The organism is Methylobacterium sp., from assembly GCF_019750675.1.
In the GTDB taxonomy this organism is placed as follows: Bacteria; Pseudomonadota; Alphaproteobacteria; order Rhizobiales; family Beijerinckiaceae; genus Methylobacterium.
This window is the reverse complement of sequence record NZ_JAIEOF010000206.1, coordinates 20,972-38,730: the sequence shown is the minus strand read 5'-3', so window position 1 is coordinate 38,730 and position 17,759 is coordinate 20,972. Positions and strand designations below refer to the sequence as shown.

Annotated in this window: 18 protein-coding genes; 7 read left to right on the top strand and 11 right to left on the bottom strand. The window is 69.4% G+C overall.

The window, feature by feature from the left end; genetic code table 11:
- Positions 1-86 precede the first annotated feature (86 nt).
- On the bottom strand, positions 87-338 hold the full coding sequence (locus K2X24_RS11190; protein WP_292497921.1) for an AsnC family transcriptional regulator: 252 nt from the start codon (positions 336-338) through the stop codon (positions 87-89).
- 207 nt (positions 339-545) lie between these two features.
- A complete protein-coding gene (locus K2X24_RS11185) occupies positions 546-755 on the bottom strand; it encodes a cold-shock protein (RefSeq protein ID WP_055956856.1) in 210 nt (69 codons plus the stop codon).
- A gap of 290 nt (positions 756-1,045) precedes the next feature.
- Here K2X24_RS11185 and K2X24_RS11180 point away from each other — a divergent pair, with 290 nt between their 5' ends.
- Positions 1,046-1,435, top strand: coding sequence for a hypothetical protein (locus K2X24_RS11180; RefSeq protein WP_238279196.1), 390 nt, complete (start codon positions 1,046-1,048; stop codon positions 1,433-1,435).
- A 17-nt stretch (positions 1,436-1,452) separates the two neighbouring features.
- On the opposite strand, the gene K2X24_RS11175 is transcribed toward K2X24_RS11180, so the two are convergent.
- The 3 genes from K2X24_RS11175 to K2X24_RS11165 form a co-directional block, all read right to left on the bottom strand.
- Positions 1,453-1,671: a hypothetical protein gene (locus K2X24_RS11175; RefSeq protein WP_238279215.1), complete on the bottom strand. Its 219-nt coding sequence runs from the start codon at positions 1,669-1,671 to the stop codon at positions 1,453-1,455.
- A 197-nt stretch (positions 1,672-1,868) separates the two neighbouring features.
- Positions 1,869-2,150, bottom strand: coding sequence for a hypothetical protein (locus tag K2X24_RS11170; RefSeq protein WP_292497912.1), 282 nt, complete (start codon positions 2,148-2,150; stop codon positions 1,869-1,871).
- Between the two features lie 511 nt (positions 2,151-2,661).
- Positions 2,662-3,864, bottom strand: coding sequence for a pyridoxal phosphate-dependent aminotransferase (locus tag K2X24_RS11165; RefSeq protein ID WP_292497909.1), 1,203 nt, complete (start codon positions 3,862-3,864; stop codon positions 2,662-2,664).
- A gap of 282 nt (positions 3,865-4,146) precedes the next feature.
- Between K2X24_RS11165 and K2X24_RS11160 the strand changes: the two genes are divergently transcribed.
- On the top strand, positions 4,147-5,085 hold the full coding sequence (locus K2X24_RS11160) for a hypothetical protein (protein WP_292497906.1): 939 nt from the start codon (positions 4,147-4,149) through the stop codon (positions 5,083-5,085).
- 97 nt (positions 5,086-5,182) lie between these two features.
- Here the strand turns inward: K2X24_RS11160 and cysN are convergent, their stop codons facing one another.
- From cysN to K2X24_RS11145, 3 genes are read right to left on the bottom strand one after another with little or no spacing between them, the layout of a single operon-like run.
- Positions 5,183-6,583 (bottom strand): sulfate adenylyltransferase subunit CysN, encoded by a 1,401-nt coding sequence (cysN, locus tag K2X24_RS11155; protein ID WP_292497904.1) that lies wholly within the window; start codon positions 6,581-6,583, stop codon positions 5,183-5,185.
- Between the two features lies 1 nt (position 6,584).
- A complete protein-coding gene (gene cysD, locus K2X24_RS11150) occupies positions 6,585-7,541 on the bottom strand; it encodes a sulfate adenylyltransferase subunit CysD (protein ID WP_292497903.1) in 957 nt (318 codons plus the stop codon).
- Positions 7,538-8,335: a phosphoadenylyl-sulfate reductase gene (locus K2X24_RS11145; protein ID WP_292497901.1), complete on the bottom strand. Its 798-nt coding sequence runs from the start codon at positions 8,333-8,335 to the stop codon at positions 7,538-7,540. The genes cysD and K2X24_RS11145 overlap by 4 nt, the downstream gene beginning before the upstream one ends.
- Positions 8,336-8,600: 265 nt before the next feature.
- Here K2X24_RS11145 and K2X24_RS11140 point away from each other — a divergent pair, with 265 nt between their 5' ends.
- From K2X24_RS11140 to K2X24_RS11120, 5 genes are all read left to right on the top strand, one after another.
- Positions 8,601-9,107 carry an Lrp/AsnC family transcriptional regulator gene (locus tag K2X24_RS11140; RefSeq protein ID WP_292497899.1) on the top strand — a complete coding sequence of 169 codons (507 nt, stop codon included), beginning with the start codon at positions 8,601-8,603 and terminating at the stop codon, positions 9,105-9,107.
- A 108-nt stretch (positions 9,108-9,215) separates the two neighbouring features.
- Entirely contained in the window at positions 9,216-10,991 is a 1,776-nt protein-coding gene (locus K2X24_RS11135) for a flavodoxin domain-containing protein (RefSeq protein WP_292497896.1), read from the top strand.
- Between the two features lie 139 nt (positions 10,992-11,130).
- Positions 11,131-12,930 carry an NADPH-dependent assimilatory sulfite reductase hemoprotein subunit gene (locus tag K2X24_RS11130; RefSeq protein WP_292497892.1) on the top strand — a complete coding sequence of 600 codons (1,800 nt, stop codon included), beginning with the start codon at positions 11,131-11,133 and terminating at the stop codon, positions 12,928-12,930.
- A gap of 223 nt (positions 12,931-13,153) precedes the next feature.
- Positions 13,154-13,351, top strand: a complete 198-nt coding sequence (locus tag K2X24_RS11125) for a hypothetical protein (RefSeq protein ID WP_238279186.1) — start codon at positions 13,154-13,156, stop codon at positions 13,349-13,351.
- A gap of 77 nt (positions 13,352-13,428) precedes the next feature.
- Positions 13,429-14,052 carry a TetR/AcrR family transcriptional regulator gene (locus K2X24_RS11120; protein ID WP_292497889.1) on the top strand — a complete coding sequence of 208 codons (624 nt, stop codon included), beginning with the start codon at positions 13,429-13,431 and terminating at the stop codon, positions 14,050-14,052.
- A gap of 12 nt (positions 14,053-14,064) precedes the next feature.
- On the opposite strand, the gene pyrF is transcribed toward K2X24_RS11120, so the two are convergent.
- From pyrF to K2X24_RS11105, 3 genes are read right to left on the bottom strand one after another with little or no spacing between them, the layout of a single operon-like run.
- Positions 14,065-14,760, bottom strand: a complete 696-nt coding sequence (gene pyrF, locus K2X24_RS11115; RefSeq protein WP_292497887.1) for an orotidine-5'-phosphate decarboxylase — start codon at positions 14,758-14,760, stop codon at positions 14,065-14,067.
- A gap of 49 nt (positions 14,761-14,809) precedes the next feature.
- The gene (locus K2X24_RS11110; RefSeq protein ID WP_292497886.1) at positions 14,810-15,454 is read right to left on the bottom strand and encodes a uracil-DNA glycosylase family protein; all 645 of its coding nucleotides are present in this window, start codon (positions 15,452-15,454) and stop codon (positions 14,810-14,812) included.
- Positions 15,455-15,514: 60 nt separating this feature from the next.
- The gene (locus tag K2X24_RS11105) at positions 15,515-17,734 is read right to left on the bottom strand and encodes a xanthine dehydrogenase family protein molybdopterin-binding subunit (protein ID WP_292497884.1); all 2,220 of its coding nucleotides are present in this window, start codon (positions 17,732-17,734) and stop codon (positions 15,515-15,517) included.
- Positions 17,735-17,759: the final 25 nt, after the last annotated feature.

Genomic DNA, 17,759 nt, shown 5'->3' with positions numbered 1-17,759 from the left:
ATCCGGCACGCCTGGGCCGGGGGCCTGTCGAGCCGACGAGGAACGCCGTGTGCCGAGCATCCGCGTACGGCGGCTCGGCGGGGTTCTCAGGCGTGCTCGCGCAGGGCGACGGCCTCGGGGGCCATGCCGAAACGCTCGGCCAGATGCCAGCGCAGTTCGCGCGGCGAATGATAGTTGTAGGAGGTGTCGATCAGGTGGCTGAGGTCGATGTTGTCGCTCTTTGCATTCTGAACCTGGGCATCGTGCGACAGGGTCTGCTTGAGACGACCGACCTTGAATGTCGCCGCGTCCGTGACGGGCGAACGGGCGCCGCGGCGCCGAGTGTATTCAAACAACATATTTTTCTTGTGTACTTTCAGAAACTTGGATGTGCAGGCCCCAGGGGGCTCAAATCGTTGGTGTTGGGGGAATGCCGGGTCTCGCGTTCCCTTCTCCCCGGAAGGGTTCGGATCGCCGGCGGCTCTCGAGCCTCGGAGGAGGCTCCCTTGCGGCCCCGTGCGAGGCCGCCTCGAAGGACGCCAGCCCGAAGGCTGGCGCCGGAAGCGTCAGGCCGCCTGGAGGTTACCAGCCGAGTCCTTGCCGCTGCGCTTGTCGGTCTGAATCTCGTAGGAGATCTTCTGACCCTCGATGAGGTTGCGCATGCCAGCGCGCTCGACTGCGGAGATGTGAACGAACACATCCTTGCCGCCGTCGTCAGGCTGAATGAAGCCGTAGCCCTTGGTCTCGTTGAACCACTTAACAGTGCCGGTATTCACGAAATAGATCCTCGTATCGTTCGTCGATCAACAGCCCGCATCTACGCGATGCAAGCGGCGGATCCTCTTCGGTAGACCTGACGGAATCAGCAGGACGTGAGACGCTTCTTGGTGCAAACGCTCAGCTCACCGATGCCCGCTGTCCCTACATGTAGTCCGATCATGCGGCCGCAACAAGGCATTCAACCCGACCGAACCGTCGCGGACCCTCGGGCGGGGCCCGCCGGACCCTGTGTTCTTCGCGGCGCCGACCGCATATAAGAGTTCGTGACCAGGCATTTAGGCGATTCATGGCAGGCATCTCGGTTTCCCTCGAAGGCGCGAACATTCAGCTCTCGTTCCAGAAGGACGATCAGGCGACGGCGGTGGTCATGGATGCCCGCGCGGCGCGCGCCCTCGTGCGCGCCGTCAGCCAGCTCCTCACCGCCATCGACGAGCCGGACGACGCCGATCTGCCCGACGATCTGAGCGACGAGGACATCGCGATGCTCGATGTGACCTCCTCCGCCATCGAGGTCGGCACCGACGAACAGGGGCAGGCCGTGGTCGCCCTGCAGGCGGGCGCCCTGCCGCCATTCCAATTGCGCCTGACGGACGAAGAGGCCCGCCACGTGGTGACGAGCCTCTCGGAGATTCTCAGCGCACCGCGCGACGTGCGGGCGTCGCACGGCGATCACTGAGCCCGGATCGCGAGACGCTACATGCGTACGCCGGGGTCCGTCGGCCCGCCGGGGAGATAGTCGGGCTCGGAGCCAGGCCCGGTCGGCTCGTCGATGCCCGGATCGTTGACCGGATAGGGGGTGCGCGGTCCGGTCGGGCCGATATCCGGCTGCTCCTCCGGGATCGGCGGCGTCGGCAGGTCGCCGGGGATGCCGCCGGGCAGCGGCTCGGGAATGGGTAGGCCTGGATTGGCCATGCCGAGTGTGGCCATGCGGAGCCTCCTGTCGGGTTGTGGGTGATGTTCACCAACCCCCCGAGGCGGACCCGGTTCCGGTTTCGGCCTGATCGTCGCACCGTGCGCGGGCGCTGTCCGGCTCCACCCGGGACCGGATCGCGCAACACGGAATCATCGGCGCTGCGGCGTCGTGCGACGCGGCGAACGGCCGAAGGCGATCAGCGTTTGGCGGCGGCCTTCTGGAGCTTCGCGCCCTCGAACAGGGCGGAGAGGCCGCGCTGGTCGAGGCCCTTCGTCACGTCCGGATGCTCGACGGCGGACTCGGCGGCCTCACCCTTGCGCGGAGTGATGGAGCCGGTGGTCACCGGATCGGCGAGTTCGGCCAGGACGCGGGCCGAGGGCGTGGGCTCGCGCTGAAGGCGCAGGACCCAGTGGGTGGCGGTGGCAAGCGCGGCGATGGCGAGGATCGCCTTGATGCCACCCGTCAGGAGGCGTCTCATGATAGTCGGGCTCGAAGCTACGCGGCGGGACGCGACCGGTTCCCCGGTCATCCCCCACTGTTGCCGAGGATCCTTAACGATCGGCGCCCGTCCACGGGGGCGGCCTGTTCCGCTTCGGCACGATTTCGGGACGAGCCCGACTGGCGACCCGGAATCGGCGAGGAGTCCACGGAAGTGGGGATCGAGGTGGGCCATGCGCCACGGCGGCGGTTCCTGTTCCCCGCGCCCGTGACACGCCTGTCGCAACCCGGCCCACTAGGCCTCACAGGAACCGCGCAGAGAACTGGTCCGCGCCGCCCCGTCACGACAAGCCCCGCTACCATGCCAAGCCCGAGAGGGTTCGCGAAACCATCGGACGCCTCGGCGGCAGGGACGCCCGATGTAGGGGGCGCGCGCGAAGCCGGCAACCGACATCGCGCGGTTCATCCCGGCTGCGACGATCCGCACGCCTCGTTGAGGGCGCGCAGGCGTGCGGCGCCGTCCGACCCCTCCGTCCGGACCGGTCCTCGGATCAGCTCAGCGAGCCGCAGAAGCGCTGGATCCGCGTGCAGGCCTCCTCGAGGGCGGCGTTCGAGGTCGCGTAGGAGATGCGCAGGTTCGGCCCGAGGCCGAAGGCCGAGCCGTGCACGGCCGCGACACCCTCGGCCTGGAGCAGTTCGCTCACGAAATCCGCGTCGGTCTCGATGACCTTACCCGAAGGGGTCCGGCGCCCGATCGTCTCGGCGCAGGAGGGATAGACGTAGAACGCCCCCTCCGGCGTCGGGCACTTCAGGCCCTTGGTCTGGTTGAGCATCGAGACCACGAGGTCGCGGCGGACCTGGAAGGCGTCGCGGAACTGCGCGAGGTGTTCCTGCGTGCCCTCCAAGGCGGCCACGGCGGCCCATTGCGAGATCGTGGTGGCGCCCGAGGTCTGCTGACCCTGGACGAAGTCCATCGCCTTGATCAGGTGCTCGGGGCCGGCGGCGTAGCCGATGCGCCAGCCCGTCATGGCGTAGGCCTTGGAGACGCCGTTCATGGTCAGCGTGCGTTCGTAGAGGCCGGGCTCGATCTGGGCCGGCGTCACGAAGTCGAAGTCGCCGTAGGTCAGGTGCTCGTACATGTCGTCGGTGAGCACCCAGACGTGCGGGTGGCGCATCAGGACGTCGGTGATCTTCTTGAGTTCGGCATGCGCGTAGGCGGCCCCCGACGGGTTGGAGGGCGAATTCAGGATGATCCACTTGGTCTTGGGCGTGATCACCCGCTCCAGTTCCTCGGGCTGGAGCTTGAAGTCGTGGGCCATGTCGGTCTCGGCGAAGACCGGGGTGCCGCCGCACAGCACCACCATCTCGGGGTAGGACACCCAGTAGGGACGCGGGATCACCACCTCGTCGCCGGGGTTCAGGGTGGCCAGCAGGGCGTTGTAGATGACCTGCTTGCCGCCGGTTCCCACGATGGTCTGCGAGGGCTTGTAGTCGAGCCCGTTCTCGCGCTTGAACTTCTTCGCGATGGCCTCGCGCAGGGGGACGATGCCGGAGACCGGCGGATACTTGGTCTCGCCCCGGCGGATCGCCTCGATGGCGGCATCCTTGATGTGCTGGGGCGTGTCGAAATCAGGCTCGCCCACGGAGAGGCTGATCACGTCCATGCCCTGCGCTTTCAGCTCGCGCGCCTTCTGCGTCATCGCGATCGTCGCGGACGGCTTCACGCGGGACAAGGCGTCGGCCAAAAAGCCCATGGCGGGGTGCTCCTGCTGATCTCGTGTTCGCGCCGCGCGGGGCGAAGGGGCGTCGGACGCCCGGCCCGGCGGCGCGCGGACCGTAGTGATGCCGACCCATCGGAGCAAGATCCAGACCCGTTCGGGGCCTCGGGAACCCGTGCGCTCCGGCCCCCGGGCGGCGATTGCCCGCCGACGGGCGGAGCCGGATCGCACACCGTGATCCGCGCCTCGGTTGCCGGTGAACCGGCCGCGCGTTAAGCGCTGCCCCGAGAGGCGAGATCAGGCCGGAAAGGATCACGGATGCCCGATGCGCTGGCGGCCTTCATTCACGAGGGACGCGACGGCTGGCTGTTTCTCACGGCGGGCAGCAACAACGTGATCGGCCAGTTCAGCGATACGCCCCTCATGAAGCAGCGGCTGGCGGACTGGAAAGGGCTGCTCATCGCCCGGAGCCGGCGCTGCGAGAGCCTCGGCACCACCTACCAGCACCTGATCGTGCCCGAGAAGCTGACGGTCTACGACCACCTCCTGCAGGGTCTCGAGATCGACCAGCGCCTGTCCCCGGCCCTGCGCCTGCGCCAGAGCCTGATCTGGCATCCCCTCGTGCGCCGGTCCTGCCTCGACCTCGTCACCGCCTTCCGCCAGCGCTGCCGGGACGAGGATCTCTACTTCCGGACCGACAGCCACTGGTCCTTCGCCGGGCGCATGGTAGCCTACCGCGCCCTCTGCCAGTCCCTCGGGGCCGTGCCGCAGGAGGACCTGCCGGAACGGCCCTTCGTGGTGCAGCAGTTCCAGGGCGACCTCGGCGGCCAGCTCGAACCGCCCCAATCGGAGCCCGCCCGCTTCTACGACCTCCAGCGCGACGCCGTGCGGCACTACGCGAGCCCCATCGTCGAGAAGCGGGAGGCGGACGGCGCCATCAACACCCTGCATGTCGGCGCGCACGTGATCTACCGGAACGCGTCCCCCGCCGCCGATCCGCGCCGCCTCGTCCTGTTCGGCGATTCCTACGCGCATTTCGCGCCGTCGATGCTGACCATCATGCTCGCGGAGACGTTCCGCGAGGTGCACTTCGTCTGGTCGACCTCGATCGACTGGCGCTACGTGGAGCGCACGATGCCGGACATCCTCGTCACGCAGATCGCCGAGCGCTTCATGTTCCAGGTGCCCGACGACGGCTTCGACCTCAACGCCTACTGCGCCGAGCGGTTCGGCGCCGAACTCGGGCTCGGCGCCTGAGGCCGGAACGCAGGAACGCCGGCCCGCGACAGGCGGACCGGCGTTCGCGCTCGGAACGGGCGGATGCCGGGCCGGACGGCCCGACATCCGGGTGCGGTCAGATCCCGCCGAAGACCCAGCGCAGCTTCGACAGGAAGCCGCCGCCGGAGCGCTTTTCACGAATCTCAGCCGGCATGTCCTTGACCGGAGCCGCCGCCGCATCGGCCTGGATCAGGCCGAGAGCCGCCGTGTCGGTGGTCTCGCGGTCGATCAGGATGAAGCCGCCGGTGTCGCGGTTGGCCGCGTAGGCGTCGACCGCCACCGCCCGGTCGAGGGTCAGGGTGACGTCGGCGATGTCGTTGGCGGTGAGGCGCGCGGCCGGCTCGGGGTTGCCGGTCTCGGGATCGATCCGGGTCCGGATCGTCGTGACGACGGCGTTCACCGTCACGGTCCCGATCTTGGCGAGCAGGGTGGCGCCGGGCAGGAGCTCGGTCTCGGCCGCCCAGAACAGGCGGGCCTCGAGGCTGTCGGTCACCCGCATCGGCGCGTCGGCCGTGACGATGACCGAACCGCGCGAGGCGTCGATCTCGTCGGCCAGCACCAGGGTGACGGACTGGCCCTCCACCGCGTGGGGCAGATCGCCGTCGGCGGTGACGATGCGGGCGATGGTCGAGGTGCGGCCCGAGGGCTCCACGATCACGGCGTCGCCGGGGGCGACGCGCCCGCTGGCGATGAGGCCGGCAAAGCCCCGGAAGTCCGAGTTCGGCCGGTTGACCCACTGCACCGCCATGCGGAACGGGGCGGCCTGCTCCTCGACGCGGACCGGCACCGCCTCGAGGTACTGGAGCAGCGGCGTGCCGGTGTACCAGGGCGCGGCGGTGCCCGGCAGCACGACGTTGTCGCCGTTCTTGGCCGAGAGCGGGATCGCCCGGATCTCGGTGAAGCCGAGGGGCGCCGCGAAGGCATTGAACGCGGCCAGGAGCTCCTCGAACCGGGTCTGCGACCAGCCGACGAGGTCCATCTTGTTCACCGCGAGCGCCACGCGCCGGATGCCCAGCAGCGAGACCAGGAGCGCGTGGCGCCGGGTCTGCCGGGTGAGCCCCTGGCGGGCATCCACCAGGATCACCGCCACGTCCGCCGTGGAGGCGCCGGTGGCCATGTTGCGGGTGTACTGCTCGTGGCCGGGGGTGTCGGCGACGATGAAGGAGCGCTTGTCCGTGGAGAAGAAGCGGTAGGCGACGTCGATGGTGATGCCCTGCTCGCGCTCGGCCTGGAGGCCGTCCACGAGGAGCGCCAGGTCGATCTCGGCCCCTTGCGTGCCGTGCTTGCGCGAATCGCGCTGCAGGGCCGTCACCTGATCGTCGAAGATCTGCTTGGTGTCGTGCAGGAGCCGGCCGATCAGCGTCGACTTGCCGTCGTCGACGGAGCCGCAGGTGATGAAGCGGAGCACTTCCTTGTTCTGGTGGGCCGACAGGAAGGCGTCGTAGCCGAAGGCTTCGGGTGACTGATGGATCGTCATCTTAGAAATAGCCCTCCTGCTTCTTGCGCTCCATGGCGCCCGCGCCGTCCTTGTCGATGACCCGGCCCTGACGCTCCGAGGTCCGGGCGGCCAGGGTCTCGCCGATGATCTCCGGCAGGGTCGCGGCCCCGCTCTCCACGGCCCCGGTCAGCGGATAGTCGCCGAGGGTGCGGAAGCGGACCGACACGTCCTTCGGGGTCTCGCCCGGGTTCAGGGGCAAGCGGTCGTCGTCGACCATGATGAGCTGGCCCTCGCGCTCCACCACCGGACGGGGCTTGGCGAAGTAGAGCGGCACGATCGGGATCCGCTCCTGCTCGATGTAGAGCCAGACGTCGAGCTCGGTCCAGTTCGAGAGCGGGAACACGCGCAGCGATTCGCCGCGCTTCTTGCGCATGTTGTAGAGGTGCCAGGGCTCGGCGCGCTGGCGCTTCGGGTCCCAGCGATGCTGGGCCGTGCGCAGGGAGACGATACGCTCCTTGGCGCGGCTCGCCTCCTCGTCGCGCCGGGCGCCGCCGAAGGCCGCGTCGAACCGGTGCTTGTCGAGGGCCTGGCGCAGGGCCTGGGTCTTCATCACGTCGGTGTGGACCTCGGAGCCGTGGCTCACGGGGCCGATGCCGCGGGCGAGACCGTCCTGGTTGGTGTGGACGATGAGGTCGAGGCCGAGCTCCTTCGCGCGCTGGTCGCGGAAGGCGATCATCTCCTTGAACTTCCAGGTGGTGTCGATGTGCATCAGGGGGAACGGCAGCCGCCCGGGGGCGAACGCCTTCAGCGCCAGGTGCAGCAGCACCGACGAATCCTTGCCGATGGAATAGAGCATCACCGGGTTCTCGGTCTCGGCGACCGTCTCCCGCATGATGTGGATGCTCTCGGCTTCCAGGCGCTGGAGGTGGGTGAGCCGCGCGGACCGGCTCGCCGCTTGGGTGGGAGCCGCTTGGGTGGTGAGGGGGGCGCCGCTCATCGGGCCATCTCCAGGGCGTTCGAGGGTGGGGTTGTTTCGAAGGCGGCCGCTTCCTGGCCGGGCGCGACGCCCTCTTCGGCGGCATGGACGTGCAGGCCGCATTCCTTCTTGGAGGCCTGCTCCCACCACCAGCGGCCGGCGCGCTCGTCCTCGCCGACGCGAATCGCCCGGGTGCAGGGCGCGCAGCCGATCGAGGGAAAGCCGCGATCGTGCAGCACGTTGTAGGGCACGTAATTGTCGGAGACGAAGCGCTCCACGTCGGCGCGGGACCAGTCGGCCAGCGGGTTGATCTTGATCAGGCCGCGCGCCGCGTCGGCCTCCGCCAGCGGCGTGTCGGCGCGGTTGGCCGACTGCCCGGCCCGCAGGCCCGTGAGCCAGCCGGCGGCCCCGTCGAGGGCACGGCCGAGCGGCTCGACCTTGCGGAAGCCGCAGCAGGCCTGCCGGGCGGCGACGGAATGGCGGAATCCGTTGATGCCGGATTCGGCCACGAACCGCTCCTCGGCCTCACGCTCGGGCGCGTAGGCGCGGATGCGGATGCCGTAGGCCGATTCGGTCTCGCTCCAGGTGTCGTAGGTCTCGGGGTAGAGCCGGCCGGTATCGAGGGTGACGATCTCGGTCCGGCCCTTGTGCATCGCGACCGCGTGGGTCAGCGCCTGATCCTCGATGCCGAGGCTGGTGGTGAAGACCAGCCGGCCCGGCACCGTCGCCTCGATCAGCGCGATCCGGCCCTTCAGGTCCAGGCCGGCCATCGCGGAGGCGAGGTCCAGAGCCGCGTTTTCCAGGGGAGAGGTCATGAGCGACTTCTTGCGGTGACGGTTTTGCCGGGCGGGCGTGGCGATGTGACTTGGTGACTTGTCTGGCTCATGAAATGTTCGCTATAACGAACGCTGTCAAGGTATGGCGGCCAACCGCACGGGGCAACCCCCGGGCGCGTCGGCGGCCTTGCCGCGGCGACGCGCGACCCCATCCTGTTGCCCAGTGGAGAAATTTCCTTCTCATTGGGCCGCCGCGATGGGGCGAGCCGCCCGCCCATCCGTCTCACGAACCCGCGAGGCCAGCTTGGATTCGATCGACCTGAAGATCCTGGCGCTGCTGCAGCACGACGCCACCCTGTCCATCGCCACCATCGGCGAGAAGGTCGGGCTGTCGCAGACCCCGTGCTGGAAGCGCATCCAGCGCCTGGAGGCGGACGGCGTCATCGACCGGCGCGTCGCCGTGCTCGATCCGGTGAAGCTCGGCCTCGGCCTCACCGTATTCGTCTCCATCGAGACGGCGGATCACTCCCGCGAATGGCTGGAACGCTTCGCCCAGACCGTCTCGGCGATGCCGGAGGTGCTCGAGTTCTACCGCATGGCCGGCGACGTGGATTACATGCTCCGCGTCGTCGTCGCCGATATGCGCGCCTACGATACGTTCTATAAGCACCTCATCGCGACTCTGCCCCTCAAGAACGTGACCTCCCGATTCGCGATGGAGAAGGTCAAGTCCACCACGGCCCTGCCCCTCCCGGCCCCGCCCGCCAACGGCCGCTTCACGCCGACGCTGGCGGTGGTGGCCGGAGAATAAAATTTTCTTTTGCACTGCACACGCAGGCAGCTCCTTCTACCGTGACGTCGTTCTGTAAAACGGACATCCCGTTGACAGCCGGCCTCTCAGGACGACATGGCTTCCCACATGGCACGACACGCGATCATTCCCCGCACGGCTCCCTTCGGCGACACCGAACGCGCCAGCCTCGACGCCGTCCTCGGCGCCGCCTCCCCGATCCAGCGCGCCTGGCTCGCTGGCTTCCTCGCCGGCCTCGACGCCAGCGGCACGCCGCAGGCCGCCGCCGCTCCGGCGGCTCCGCCGAAGGCCGCCGAGCCACTGACCATCCTGTTCGCGAGCGAATCCGGAAATTCCGAGACGCTCGCCAACGACATGGCCAAGCTCGCCCGCAAGAACGGCTTCAAGCCGAAGGTCGTCGACTTCGCCGACCTCGAGATCGCCAGTCTCGCCAAGGAGAAGCGCATCGTCGCCATCGCGGCGACCTGGGGCGAGGGCGAGCCGCCGGCCCGTGCGACGCGCGCCTATAACGAGTTGATGGGCGACGGCGCCCCACGCCTCGACGGCGTCTCGTTCGGCGTGCTCTCGCTGGGCGACACCTCCTACGCGGAGTTCTGTGCCATCGGGAAGGCGCTGGACGCCCGCTTCGAGGCGCTGGGCGGCACCCGCGCCCACGAACGCGCCGATCTCGACCTCGACTTCGAGACGCCGGCCGCCGCCTGGATCAAGGACACCCTGAAGGCCCTCAGCCCCCCGCCGAGCGCCGACAACGTCGTGGCGGTGGACTTCGCCGCCCGCGCCGCAGGCGACGAGGATGACGACGTCGAGCCGAGCCGCGAGCCTCGCGTCGTCGAGGTCATCGACCACGTAAACCTGAACTCGTCGCGCTCGGACAAGGAGACGATCCACATCGCCCTCGAATTCGAGGACGGCGCCCCGGCCTACGAGCCCGGCGATTCCCTGGAGATCTATCCGGAGAACGACCCGGCCCTGGTCGACGAAATCCTCGCCGCCACCGGCCTTTCCGGCGACGCCGCCCTGCGCCAGGCCCTGCTGGCCGAGCGCGACATCACCACGCTGTCGGCCACCACCGTGGAGCGCTTCGTCAAGGCGACGGGCCATGCGGAGGCTCGGGCGCTCGTCGACAGCGGCGAGGCCAAGGCCTGGATCGAGGGCCGCCACCTCATCGACCTCATCCAGAGCTTCCCGGCCACGATCACCGCCGAGCACCTTAACACCATCACAAGGCCGCTGCCGCCCCGCGCCTATTCCATCGCCTCCTCGCGCAAGGAAGTGGGCGACGAGGTCCATCTCGTGATCGCGGCGGTGCGCTACGAGACCCACGGCCGGGCCCGTTCCGGCGTCGCCTCCACCCATGTCGCCGACCGCATCAAGAACGGCGCCAAGCTGCGGGTGAAGCTGAAGCCCAACCGGCACTTCCGCCTGCCGCAGGACCCGGCCACCGACATCATCATGGTCGGCCCCGGCACCGGCGTTGCCCCGTTCCGCGCCTTCGTGCAGGAGCGCCGCGCCGTCGAGGCGCCCGGCCGCGCCTGGCTGTTCTTCGGCGACCGGCACTTCACGCACGACTTCCTGTACCAGCTCGAATGGCAGGAGGCCCTGGAGGACGGATCGCTCACCCAGATCGACGTGGCCTTCTCGCGCGACCAGCCCGAGAAGATCTACGTGCAGGACCGCATCGCCCAGCACGCCAAGGAGCTGGTGGCCTGGCTCGACGGCGGCGCCAGCTTCTACGTCTGCGGCGACGCCACCCGGATGGCCAAGGACGTGCGGGGCGCCGTGGTCAAGGCCTACCAGGACGTGAAGGCCCTCAGCCCGGCGGATGCCGAGGCGGCGGTGGCCGCCCTGGAGCGGGCGCACCGCTACCAGCAAGACGTCTACTGAGACCCCTCCCTCCCCCTTGTGGGGAGGGACCGAGGGTGGGGGTGGTGCAGGATCGAGCGCTCGCGGTGCCTTCTGCACCACCCCCACCTCCAACTCCTCCCCACAGGGGGGAGGAGAGCTCCCGAACCGGATGCCCGCCATGGCCGACAAGACCACCACCCGCACCTACGAGACCCCGCCCACCGACCGCCCGATCTCGGACGCGGAAGCGGCGCGCGCGGCAGGACTGGCCGCCAACGAACACATCAAGATCGCCAGCGGCTACCTGCGCGGTACGCTCGCCGACGGCCTCCTGAAGCACGCCACCGGGGCGATCTCGGAGGATGACGGGCAGCTCGTGAAATTCCACGGGATGTACCTGCAGGACGACCGCGACATCCGGGCCGAGCGCACCAAGAAGAAGCTCGAGAAAGCCTACAGCTTCATGATCCGCCTGCGCATCGCCGGCGGCGTCGTCACCCCGAAGCAGTGGCTGGCGCTCGACGAGATCGCCACGACCTATGCGGGCGGGGCTCTCCGCGCGACCACGCGCCAGACCTTCCAGTATCACGGCGTGATCAAGTCGAACCTCAAGCGCACGATGGCGGCCATCGACGCGACGCTGCTCGACACCATCGCGGCCTGCGGCGACGTCAACCGCAACGTGATGGCGGCCACGAATCCGGCCCAGACCGGCGCCCACAAGGCCGCCTATGAACTCGCCAAGGACATCTCGGATTCGCTCCTGCCCAAGACCAGCGCCTGGCGCGAGATCTGGCTCGACGGCGAGCGCGTGGTCGGCGGCGAGGACGTGGCCGAGGTCGAGCCCGTCTACGGAAAGACCTACCTGCCCCGGAAGTTCAAGACCGTGGTCGCGGTGCCGCCCTCCAACGAGGTCGATATCTTCGCCCACGACCTCGGCTTCATCGCGATCCTGGACAGACGAGGCAAGGTGACGGGCTGGAACGTCACGGTCGGCGGCGGCATGGGCATGACCCATGGCGAGACCGATACCTTCCCGCGCACCGCCGACGTGATGTGCTTCGTGAAGCCCGAGGACGCCCTGAAGGCGGCCGAGGCCGTGATGACGGTGCAGCGCGACTGGGGCAACCGCAAGGTCCGCAAGAACGCCCGCCTGAAGTACACCATCGAGCGCTATGGCCTGGCCGCCTTCCGGGCCGAGGTCGAGAAGCGCGTCGGCAAGCCGCTGGCCGATCCGAAGCCCTTCACCTTCACGGGCAACGGTGACCGCTACGGCTGGACCGAGGGTGACGACGGCCGCCACCACCTGACGCTCTACGTCGCCTCCGGCCGCATCAAGGACTATCCGGACGGCGGCCCGCAACTGCTCACGGGCCTGCGCCGGATCGCCGAGATCCACCAGGGCGATTTTCGCCTGACCGGCAACCAGAACGTCATCATCGCCAACGTGCCGGCCGAGAAGCGCGCCGAGATCGAGGCGCTGGTGGACCAGCACGGCATGATGAAGGGGGCGAGCGCGCTGCGCCGCAACTCCATGGCCTGCGTCGCCCTGCCGACCTGCGGCCTGGCGCTCGCCGAGAGCGAGCGCTACCTCCCGAGCCTGATGGACGAGTTGGAGGCGAGCCTCGCCTCCCACGGCCTGCAGGACGACGAAATCACCATCCGGATGACCGGCTGCCCCAACGGCTGCGCCCGGCCCTTCATCGCCGAGATCGGCCTCGTCGGCCGCGGCCCCGAGCGCTACCACCTCTATCTCGGCGCGGCCTTCGACGGCTCGCGGCTCGGCAAGCTCTACGCCGAGGACGTCACCGCCGCGGAGATCAAGACCCATCTCGACCCGCTCTTCGCGGCCTATGCCCGCAACAAGCAGGCCGGCGAGCGTTTCGGCGACTACCTGATCCGCGACGGCTACGTCACCCGGACGATCAACGGCCCCGACTTCCACGACGCCACGGGTGCGCTGAAAAGCGCCGCCTGACGCACCGCCAGCGCCCGCCGGAAATACGCCCCGGCGGGTGCGACTTCAGCGGGCACCGGGAACCAAATCCAATCCAGATTCGTGCGGCGCAACAACACGGCCCTGCATCGCAACACTAAGCCGGCCTTACGGTCACGCTTGGACTTGATGTCCCGAAAGCGCGGCCATTGGTGAACCGTTCCGGTCCTGCCTCGTTGTATGGCAAGACAGCCAGGAGCGCGCCATGGCCAAGCATGAGATCTTGAACTTCTTCGAACATCGCCGCGACGGTGCCTGGATCTGCGTCAGACCGTTCACGCTGACGACCAAGAGCAGCAGCGTCGACATCCGCCAGGGCATGCGCTTCGACTACGGCAAACGCGTCGGCGGGGTCGATCTCGCCGAATACTTGGAGCAACTGGGCTCGCAGTTCGGCTCCTGAACCTTCCGATCAGCCCGTCAAAACCGCTCTCCGAGCGCGGTTTTGACGCCGCTGCGGCGACAGCCTAGTTTACCGTCATGACCCGCACGGCGGCCATTGTCCGCGACATCCCTGGAGAATCCGCGCCCACCACCCGCTGCCGCATCCTGGCGACGGCCGAGGAGGCGTTCCGCGTCGTCGGCTACCAGAAGACGACCGTCGCCGACATCGCCAAGACCCTGCGGATGAGCCCGGCCAACGTGTACCGCTTCTTCGAATCGAAGAAGGCGATCCACGAGGCCGTGATCAAGCGCCTGATGGACGACACCGAGCGCCGCGTGGCTCTCGCCGCGGGCGCGCCGGGCCGGAACGCGGCCGAGCGCATCGCCGACGTGATCACGGTCATGCATCAGGCCTGCGTCGAGCGTTGCGAAGCCAATCCCCGCCTGCACGAGATGGTCGAGGCGGCCATCACCGAGAGCTGGGACGTCTGCCACGCCCATGTCGACGCGATCGGCTCGGTCCTGCGCGGCCTCGTTCAGGATGGGGCGGAGGCCGGCGAGTTCGATGTCGCCGATCCTGCGATCGCGGCGGCGTGCATCCACACCGCCATCATCCGCTACTGCCATCCCGCCCTGGTCAGCCACTACCCGGACGCGGGCGCTCCGCCGCTTGCCGCGATGATCGCCTTCCTGCTCGGAAGCCTGCGCCGCAGGGCCTGACGCCTTGAGTTCTCAGAGCATCTCCGCGACGATGCCCTGCGCCACCGCGCGGGGATCGGCCGCCTGGGTGATGGGGCGGCCGACCACGACGTGGTCGATCCCGATCCGCCGCGCCGCGCCGGGCGTCATCACGCGCTTCTGGTCGCCGGCCTCGGCACCGGCGGGGCGGATACCCGGGGTGACGATGGCTCGGTCCGTCCCGATTCGGGCGCGCACCGTCTCGGCCTCGGCGGCACTGCACACAATTCCGTCGATGCCGGCCTCGGCCGCCTGGCCGGCGCGCCGGGCCACGAGTTCGGCCACCGGCAGGGCATAGCCCGCCTCGGCGGCATCCGCGTCGTCGTAGGAAGTCAGGACCGTCACGGCGAGGATCTTCGGGCCGTTCGCGCCCCGGCCGCGGATCGCCGCCCGCATGGTTTGCGGATAGGCGTGGACCGTGAGGAAGGTGGCGCCGAGGTCGGTCAGCGCGCGCACCCCCTCCTCCACGGTGTTGCCGATGTCGTGCAGCTTGAGGTCGAGGAAGACCTTGCGACCGGACGCGGCGAGGCGCGGCACCAGGGCGAGCCCGCCCGCATAGGCGAGCCGGTAGCCGATCTTGTAGAAGGTCGCGGCGTCGCCGATCCGGTCGACGAGGACCTCCGCCTCCGCCACGGTTCCCACGTCGAGGGCGACGATCAGGCGGTCGCGCGGGTCCTGCAAGGCGATCATGGCTCTCTCCGGTTTCGCGGGCGAGCGATCCCGCGCATGGCCGCTCCTGTCAACGGGGCGCCATCGCGTGCGCCACCTCCGTCTTGAGGACGGGCAGCAATTCGGCCTCGTACCAGGGATTGGCCTTGAGCCAGCCGCTGTTGCGCCAGGAGGGATGGGGCAGCGGCAGCACCCGCGGCGTGCCTGGGCTCGCCAGGATCTCGCGCCAGCGGCGCACCGTGTCGGTGAGCCCGGCCTTCTGGCGCCCGAGATGCCATCCTTGAGCGTATTGGCCGATCACCAGGATGAGCTCGAGGTTGGGAAGCCCGGCGAAGAGTTCCGCCCGCCAGCGCTCGGCGCATTCACGGCGCGGGGGCTTGTCGCCGCCCTTGGCGTCGTAGCCGGGAAAGCAGGCCCCCATCGGCACGATGGCGAGGCGACTCGCATCGTAGAACGCCGCCTCGTCGAGGCCGAGCCAGTCCCGAAGCCGCGTGCCCGAGGGGTCCATGAACGGGACGCCGCTCTTGTCGGCCCGGTTGCCGGGCGCCTGGCTCGCCACGCAGAGCCGGGCCGAGGCGAGCCCCTGGACGATGGGGCGCGGTTCCTGCGGCAGGGGCGGACCGTAGAGCGGCGCGTCCCGGCAGATCCGGCAGGCGCGCAGGCGCGCCACGGTGGCATCGAAGGCGGTCTCGGTCGTGTCGATCTCGGAGAGCATGATGCCCTCCGAGATAGGCGGCCCGCGCCCGTGGACGAGGGGCCGCGTCGTCGCTTCCGCTCAGGCGCCCTTCAGGCCGCTGAGGTCGAGGGGCAGCGAGCGCAGGCGCTGGCCGGTGGCGGCGAAGATCGCGTTCGAAATCGCCGGGGCGATCACGGGCACGCCGGGCTCGCCGATGCCGGTGGGCGCGGCGGTGGAGGGCACGATGTGGACCTCGACCACCGGCATCTCGCTCATGCGGGTCGGCTCGTAGGAATCGAAGTTCCGCTCCTGCACCACGCCGTCCTTGAGCGTGATCTTGTTGCGCAGGACAGAGGACAGGGCGAAGCCGACCGCGCCCTCGACCTGGGCGCGGATCACGTCCGGGTTGACCGCGACGCCGACATCCACCGCCGCCACGATGCGGTTCACCTTCACCTTGGCGTCCTCGGCCGTCACGTCCGCCACCATGGCCACGTAGGAGCCGAAGGATTCGTGCGCCGCGACGCCGAGGCCCCGGTTCTTGTCGCGATTCTTGTCGGTGGCCTTCTTCGGGTCCCAGCCGGCCTTCTCGGCGGCGAGCTTGAGGGTCGCGGAGAGGCGCGGGGCGCCGCCGAGCAGCCCGAGGCGGTAGGCGACGGGATCAGCGCCGGCCGCATGGGCGAGTTCGTCGATGAACACTTCCATCGCCTGGGCGGTGTGGGTGTGGCCCACCGAGCGCCACCACAGGACCGGCACGCCCTCGCGGGCGTTGTGAACCTCGAAGCGGTAGGCGGGCAGCGCATAGGGCGTATCGGACGCGCCCTCCACGGTGGTGGCGTCGACGCCGTCCTTGACGATCATGGTCTCGAAGGCGGTGCCGATCATGATCGACTTGCCGATGGTCCGGTGCTCCCAGCCGGTGATCCCGCCCTCGGCATCGAGGCCGGCGCGCAGGCGGTGGACCACCATCGGCCGGTAGAAGCCGCCGGCCATGTCGTCCTCGCGGGTCCAGACGAGGTGGACCGGGGCCTTGCCGCCGGTCGCCCGCACGATCGAGGCGGTCTCGGCGAAGTAGTCGGCGCTCGGTGTCGCGCGGCGGCCGAACGAACCGCCGGCCCACTGCGTGTGGAGGCGCACCTTGTCGGTGGTCACGCCGAGATTGGCGGCCACCACCGCCTGCTCGATCGTCTGGAGCTGGCAGCCGGCGAAGACGTCGTAGGTTCCGTCCGCAGCCTTCTCGATGGTGGCGTTCAGGGGCTCCATCGCCGCGTGGGCGAGGTAGGGGAAGGTGAACTCGGCCTCCAGGACCTTGGCCGAACCGGCGATGGCGCCGGCGGCATCGCCCTTCTTCGAGGCGACGAGGCCGGGGCTGTCGAGGCGCTTGCGGAAATCGGCCAGGATCGCGTCGGACGAGCGGGTCTCGGCCGCGCTATCGTCCCAGGTGACCTTGAGCGCGTCGCGGCCCTTCATGGCCGACCAGGTGTCCTTCGCCAGCACCGCCACACCGGTGGGGATCGTGACCACATCGACCACGCCGGCCACCGCGCGGGCGGCCTTGTCGTCGACGCTTTTCACGGTGCCGCCGAAGCGCGGCGAATGGGCGACCACCGCCGTCAGCTGCCCGGGGCGGCGGACGTCGAGGGAGTAGGTCGCGGTGCCGTCGGTCTTGGCCACGGAATCGAGGCGGGGAAGCTTCTTGCCGATCAGGGTGAACTCGCTCGCCTCCTTGAGGCGCGGCTCCTTCGGCACGGCTTGCGCGGCGGCGGCCTCGGCGAGTTCACCGAACCGGGCCTGCCGGTTCGAGGCCGCGTGGCGCACCGTGCCGGACGCGACCGTGATCTCGGAGGCCGGGACCTTCCAGCGCTCGGCGGCGGCGGCCACCAGCATGGCGCGGGCGGCAGCACCCGCCTTGCGCAGCTGAACCCAGGAATTGGCGATGGCGGTGGAGCCGCCGGTGCCCTGGACCGGGCCGAAGGCGAAGTTGTTGTAGAGCGTGGCGTCGGCCGGCGCGAAGGTGGTTCGGATCGTGGCCCAGTCCGCGTCGAGTTCGTCGGCCAGGATCGTGGCCAGCCCCGTCGTGTTGCCCTGGCCCATGTCGAGGTGCTTGATCACCACCGTCACGGTGTCGTCGGCGGCGATCCGCACGAAGGCGTTCGGCATCGGCGGCAGGCCCGAGAGATCGGGGCCGGGCGCGGCCTGGGCGAACTTCGCCGGATCGAGGGTGAAGCCGATGACGAGGGCCCCGGCGGCCACGGTGGCGCCGCCGAGGAAGGCGCGGCGGGACGGCACGGGCGGGGCGGCCTGACGGACCTTCAGCATGGGTGGCTCCAGTTCAGACGCAAGG

What these genes read in the sequence shown, in the direction of transcription:
- K2X24_RS11125 (WP_238279186.1), top strand. Translation starts at nt 13,154, where the DNA reads ATGGCCAAGCATGAGATCTTGAACTTCTTCGAACATCGCCGCGACGGT.
- K2X24_RS11120 (WP_292497889.1), top strand. Translation starts at nt 13,429, where the DNA reads ATGACCCGCACGGCGGCCATTGTCCGCGACATCCCTGGAGAATCCGCG.
- K2X24_RS11190 (WP_292497921.1), bottom strand. Translation starts at nt 338, where the DNA reads ATGTTGTTTGAATACACTCGGCGCCGCGGCGCCCGTTCGCCCGTCACG.
- K2X24_RS11145 (WP_292497901.1), bottom strand. Translation starts at nt 8,335, where the DNA reads ATGACCTCTCCCCTGGAAAACGCGGCTCTGGACCTCGCCTCCGCGATG.
- K2X24_RS11175 (WP_238279215.1), bottom strand. Translation starts at nt 1,671, where the DNA reads ATGGCCAATCCAGGCCTACCCATTCCCGAGCCGCTGCCCGGCGGCATC.
- K2X24_RS11165 (WP_292497909.1), bottom strand. Translation starts at nt 3,864, where the DNA reads ATGGGCTTTTTGGCCGACGCCTTGTCCCGCGTGAAGCCGTCCGCGACG.
- pyrF (WP_292497887.1), bottom strand. Translation starts at nt 14,760, where the DNA reads ATGATCGCCTTGCAGGACCCGCGCGACCGCCTGATCGTCGCCCTCGAC.
- cysN (WP_292497904.1), bottom strand. Translation starts at nt 6,583, where the DNA reads ATGACGATCCATCAGTCACCCGAAGCCTTCGGCTACGACGCCTTCCTG.
- K2X24_RS11110 (WP_292497886.1), bottom strand. Translation starts at nt 15,454, where the DNA reads ATGCTCTCCGAGATCGACACGACCGAGACCGCCTTCGATGCCACCGTG.
- K2X24_RS11130 (WP_292497892.1), top strand. Translation starts at nt 11,131, where the DNA reads ATGGCCGACAAGACCACCACCCGCACCTACGAGACCCCGCCCACCGAC.
- cysD (WP_292497903.1), bottom strand. Translation starts at nt 7,541, where the DNA reads ATGAGCGGCGCCCCCCTCACCACCCAAGCGGCTCCCACCCAAGCGGCG.
- K2X24_RS11135 (WP_292497896.1), top strand. Translation starts at nt 9,216, where the DNA reads ATGGCACGACACGCGATCATTCCCCGCACGGCTCCCTTCGGCGACACC.
- K2X24_RS11105 (WP_292497884.1), bottom strand. Translation starts at nt 17,734, where the DNA reads ATGCTGAAGGTCCGTCAGGCCGCCCCGCCCGTGCCGTCCCGCCGCGCC.
- K2X24_RS11180 (WP_238279196.1), top strand. Translation starts at nt 1,046, where the DNA reads ATGGCAGGCATCTCGGTTTCCCTCGAAGGCGCGAACATTCAGCTCTCG.
- K2X24_RS11170 (WP_292497912.1), bottom strand. Translation starts at nt 2,150, where the DNA reads ATGAGACGCCTCCTGACGGGTGGCATCAAGGCGATCCTCGCCATCGCC.
- K2X24_RS11160 (WP_292497906.1), top strand. Translation starts at nt 4,147, where the DNA reads ATGCCCGATGCGCTGGCGGCCTTCATTCACGAGGGACGCGACGGCTGG.